This is a genomic window from Hydrogenophaga sp. (assembly GCF_018780075.1).
Classification (GTDB): domain Bacteria; phylum Pseudomonadota; class Gammaproteobacteria; order Burkholderiales; family Burkholderiaceae_C; genus Hydrogenophaga.
In genome coordinates, this window is the sequence record NZ_JADMKB010000135.1 from 1 (window position 1) to 4,312 (window position 4,312).

A 4,312-nucleotide genomic window follows, 5' to 3' on the forward strand; every position below is an offset into this window, starting at 1 on the left:
CCACCGCGCCGGGCACGCGCGCGAACACGGTCTGGTAGCGGCGCTCGTCGTCGGCGTCGTCGCTGTGGGTGATGTAAGGCGGCAGGGGCACATGGCCGTGCCGCGCCATCAGCTCGTAGGGCGTTTCGCCCGCCGGGCCCTGCAGGCGCAGGCGGAACAGCTGTCCCTGCTGATCGGGCCAGCGGCCGATGAACACGGCGTCGAAGCCGCCGCCCTTCAAGCCGCCCGCCAGGTGCAGCAGGCCGCCGGGCTGCGGCTTCTTGCTCACGCGGATGTGGGCCACCACCTCCTGCCCGGAACCGTCCAGCGCCTCGTGCGGCAGCAGCACGCGCTCGATCAGGATCTCGAACTTGCCGCCGCTGGCCTTCTCGCCGAAGAGGCGCGCCTTGACGACCTGCGTGTCGTTGAACACCAGCAGGTCGCCGCTCTTCAGCAGGCCGGGCAGCTCGCGAAAGATGCGGTCCACCGGCTGTGGCCGGGTGCCGTCGAGCAGGCGCGAGGCGCTGCGTTCGGAGGCCGGGTGCTGGGCGATCAGGGCTTCGGGGAGGGCGAAATCGAAGTCGGCGACGGTGAATTCGCGCGCCGCAGGGGAAGAAACGTTCATGCTGCTTGAGGGCCGGACAAGGCCCGTTCCAAGTGAAATTGGCCGGGAAGTGGCCCAAAGGGGTGGATAAAACTACAGGCAGAATTGTCCCATGCCCGACGCCAAGCCCGCCCCTCGCAAGGAACTCTCTGCCCCGCAGAAGGCCCTCCACAAGCTGGGGCTCACGCGCGACATCGACCTGGCCCTGCACCTGCCGCTGCGCTACGAGGACGAGACCCGCATCGTGCGCCTGAGCGATGCGCGCGAGGGTCAGACCGCGCAGGTGGAGGGCACCGTCACCGCGAGCGAGATCACGATGCGCCCGCGCCGCCAGTTGCTGGTGACGCTGGACGACGGTAGCGACACCTGCACCCTGCGCTTCTTCAGCTTCTACCCCTCGCACCAGAAGGCGCTGGCGGTGGGCGCTCGCGTGCGGGTGCGCGGCGAGATCCGCGGCGGTTTCATGGGCCGCACCATGATGCACCCGGCCTTCCACGCGGCCGGCGGTGAGCTGCCCGACGCGCTCACCCCCGTCTACCCCACCAGCGCCCAGCTGCCGCAGGCCTACCTGCGCAAGGTGGTGGCCAGCGGGCTCGCTCGCGCCGACCTGTCGGAGACCATCCCGCCCGAGCTGCTGGGCAGCCTGCAGCGCGTGGTGCACGGCACCTGGACCCTGCGCGACGCGCTGCGTTACCTGCACCACCCGGGGCCGGACGTGTCGCTCGATGCGCTGGAAGACCGCAGCCACCCGGCCTGGCAACGCCTGAAGGCCGAAGAGCTGCTGGCCCAACAGCTCTCGCAACTGACGGCCAAGCGCGAGCGCGATGCCCTGCGCGCACCCATCTTGCGCACCGCACCGGGCGGCCTGCACGAACAACTGCTCGCCGTGTTGCCCTTCGCGCTGACCGGCGCACAGCGCCGCGTGGGTGAAGAAATCGCGCGCGACCTGTCGCGCCACGTGCCCATGCACCGCCTGCTGCAGGGCGACGTGGGGTCAGGCAAGACGGTGGTGGCCGCGCTGGCCGCGGCCATCGCCATCGACTCGGGCTGGCAGTGCGCGCTGATGGCGCCGACGGAAATATTGGCCGAGCAACATTTCGCCAAGCTCATCGGCTGGCTGGAGCCGCTGCTCGCGCCGCTGGGCAAGCGGGTTGCCTGGCTCACCGGCAGCCAGAAGAAAAAACAGCGCACCGAGATGCTGGCCCTCATCGCCAGCGGCGAGGCCGCGCTGGTGGTGGGCACCCACGCCGTGATCCAGGACCAGGTGGTGTTCCAGAACCTGGCGCTGGCGATCATCGACGAGCAGCACCGGTTCGGCGTGGCGCAGCGGCTGGCGCTCAGGTCCAAGATGACCGAGGGCGAGGACGGGCGGTCGCGCGAGCCGCACCTTCTGATGATGTCGGCCACGCCGATCCCGCGGACCTTGGCCATGAGCTACTACGCCGACCTCGACGTCTCGATCATCGACGAGCTGCCGCCCGGGCGCACGCCCATCGTCACCAAGGTCGTCTCTGACCAGCGCCGCCACGATGTGATTCAGCGCATCCGCGCCCAGGTGGCTGAGGGGCGGCAGGTCTACTGGGTGTGTCCGCTGATCGAAGAGAGCGAGGCGCTGGACCTGTCCAACGCCACCGAGACCCACGCCGAACTCAGCACATCACTCCAGGGCGTGCTCGTCGGCCTGCTGCATTCGCGCATGCCTGTCGCGGAAAAGAAAGCGGTGATGTCGCTCTTCACCAGCGGTCACATGAGCGTGCTCGTGTCCACCACCGTGATCGAGGTCGGCGTGGACGTGCCCAACGCCTCGCTGATGGTGATCGAACACGCCGAGCGTTTCGGCCTGAGCCAGTTGCACCAGTTGCGCGGGCGGGTCGGTCGTGGGGCGGCGGCCTCGGCCTGCGTGCTGCTCTACACGCCGCCCGAAGGCGGGCGCCTCGGCGAAACCGCGCGCGAGCGGTTGAAGGCGATGGCGGAAACCAACGACGGTTTCGAGATCGCCCGCCGCGACCTGGAGATCCGGGGTCCGGGCGAGTTCCTGGGCGCCAGGCAGTCCGGCGCCGCGTTGCTGCGTTTCGCCGACCTCGCCACCGACGGTCACCTGCTGGACTGGGCCAGGCAGGCCGCCGCCCAGATGCTCGCGCAGCACCCCGCCACCGCCGAAAAACACATCGCCCGCTGGCTCGGCAGCAAAGCCGAGTACCTCAAAGCTTGACCCCCCGCGCCGCCTGCGGCGTCACCCCCCAGGGGGCGATGCGAGTGGCCCGGCAAAGCCGGTTCCACCGCATCCTGGGTGAAGGCACTTCACGCCGGAGGTGGAGTTTGCCCCAGGGCACCGCGGAACCGGCTTCGCCGGGCCGCCAGTGCCGCCCCCTGGGGGGTGACGCCGCAGGCGGCGCGGGGGGTACCATAAACAGATGACGCTCACCGAACTCAAATACATCGTGGCCGTGGCGCGCGAGAAGCACTTCGGTAAGGCCGCCGAGGCCTGCTTCGTGTCGCAGCCGACACTGTCTGTCGCGATCAAGAAGCTCGAAGAAGAACTCGAACTCAAGATATTCGAGCGCAACGCGAGCGAGATCGCCGTCACCCCGCTGGGTGAAGAGATCGTGCGGCAGGCGCAGACCGTGCTGGAGCAGGCCGCGGCCATCAAGGAGATCGCCAAGCGCGGCAAGGACCCGTTGGCCGGCCCGCTCAAGCTGGGCGTGATCTACACCATCGGCCCCTACCTGCTGCCCGACCTGGTGCGCCACGTGATCGACCGCACGCCGCAGATGCCGCTGATGCTGCAGGAGAATTTCACCGTCAAGCTGCTGGAGCAGTTGCGCCTGGGCGAGATCGACTGCGCCATCCTGGCCGAGCCGTTCCCGGACACCAACCTTGCCATCGCGCCGCTCTACGACGAGCCCTTCATGGCCGCCGTGCCCGCCAACCACCCGCTGGCCCAGCGCAAACACATCACCACCGACGAGATCAAGAGTGAGACCATGCTGCTGCTGGGCACGGGGCACTGCTTCCGCGACCATGTGCTGGAGGTCTGCCCCGAATTCGCGCGGTTCTCCAACGAGACCGAAGGCATCCGCAAGAGCTTCGAGGGCTCGTCGCTGGAGACCATCAAACACATGGTGGCCGCCGGCATGGGGGTGACGCTGGTGCCGCGCCTGTCGGTGCCGCGCTCGGCGCTCGACGGCACGGCCGACAACTCGCAGGACCTGGGTGACGCGTCTTTTGTGCATTACCTGCCGTTCGAGGGCGACCCGCCCACGCGCCGCGTGGTGCTGGCCTGGCGGCGCAGCTTCACGCGCTACCAGGCGATCGCCGAACTGCGCAACGCGATCTACGGGTGCGAGCTGCCCGGGGTCAAAAGGTTGTCTTGAGTTGAGTTCCCCCCTGCGCCGCTTCGCGTCTTCCCCCCAGGGGGACCACACCAGCCGCCCGGCAAAGCCGGTTCTGCGGTATGTGCTGGTCTGTCGTGCGCTCACTTGCCTCCGGAATGCTGACTGTGTTTGATCGTCTGAACCTCTATCTCGACCTGATCCGCTGGAACCGCCCGGCGGGCTGGCTGTTGCTCTTGTGGCCTTCGTTGTCTGCGCTGTGGGTGGCGGCGGGCGGCTTCCCGGGGCTGCACCTGCTGGCGGTGTTTGTGCTCGGCACCATCCTCATGCGCAGCGCGGGCTGCTGCGTCAACGACGTGGCCGACCGCGAGTTCGACAAACACGTCAAGCGCACGGC

Annotated in this window: 4 protein-coding genes; 3 read left to right on the forward strand and 1 reads right to left on the reverse strand. The window is 68.6% G+C overall.

The features are described from left to right. On the reverse strand, positions 1-604 hold a 604-nt coding region (locus tag IV088_RS21650; RefSeq protein ID WP_291106073.1), incomplete at its 3' end, for an S-adenosylmethionine:tRNA ribosyltransferase-isomerase. Between the two features lie 91 nt (positions 605-695). On the opposite strand from IV088_RS21650, the gene recG reads away from it, so the two are divergent. The 3 genes from recG to IV088_RS21665 all read left to right on the forward strand — a co-directional run. Continuing rightward, positions 696-2,795: an ATP-dependent DNA helicase RecG gene (recG, locus tag IV088_RS21655; RefSeq protein ID WP_291106075.1), complete on the forward strand. Its 2,100-nt coding sequence runs from the start codon at positions 696-698 to the stop codon at positions 2,793-2,795. A gap of 202 nt (positions 2,796-2,997) precedes the next feature. After that, positions 2,998-3,957, forward strand: coding sequence for a hydrogen peroxide-inducible genes activator (locus IV088_RS21660; protein WP_291106077.1), 960 nt, complete (start codon positions 2,998-3,000; stop codon positions 3,955-3,957). A 116-nt stretch (positions 3,958-4,073) separates the two neighbouring features. Continuing rightward, on the forward strand, positions 4,074-4,312 hold a 239-nt coding region (locus IV088_RS21665), incomplete at its 3' end, for a UbiA family prenyltransferase (protein ID WP_291106079.1).

Coding starts and splice junctions, on each gene's coding strand:
- recG (WP_291106075.1), top strand. CDS start 696: ATGCCCGACGCCAAGCCCGCCCCTCGCAAGGAACTCTCTGCCCCGCAG.
- IV088_RS21660 (WP_291106077.1), top strand. CDS start 2,998: ATGACGCTCACCGAACTCAAATACATCGTGGCCGTGGCGCGCGAGAAG.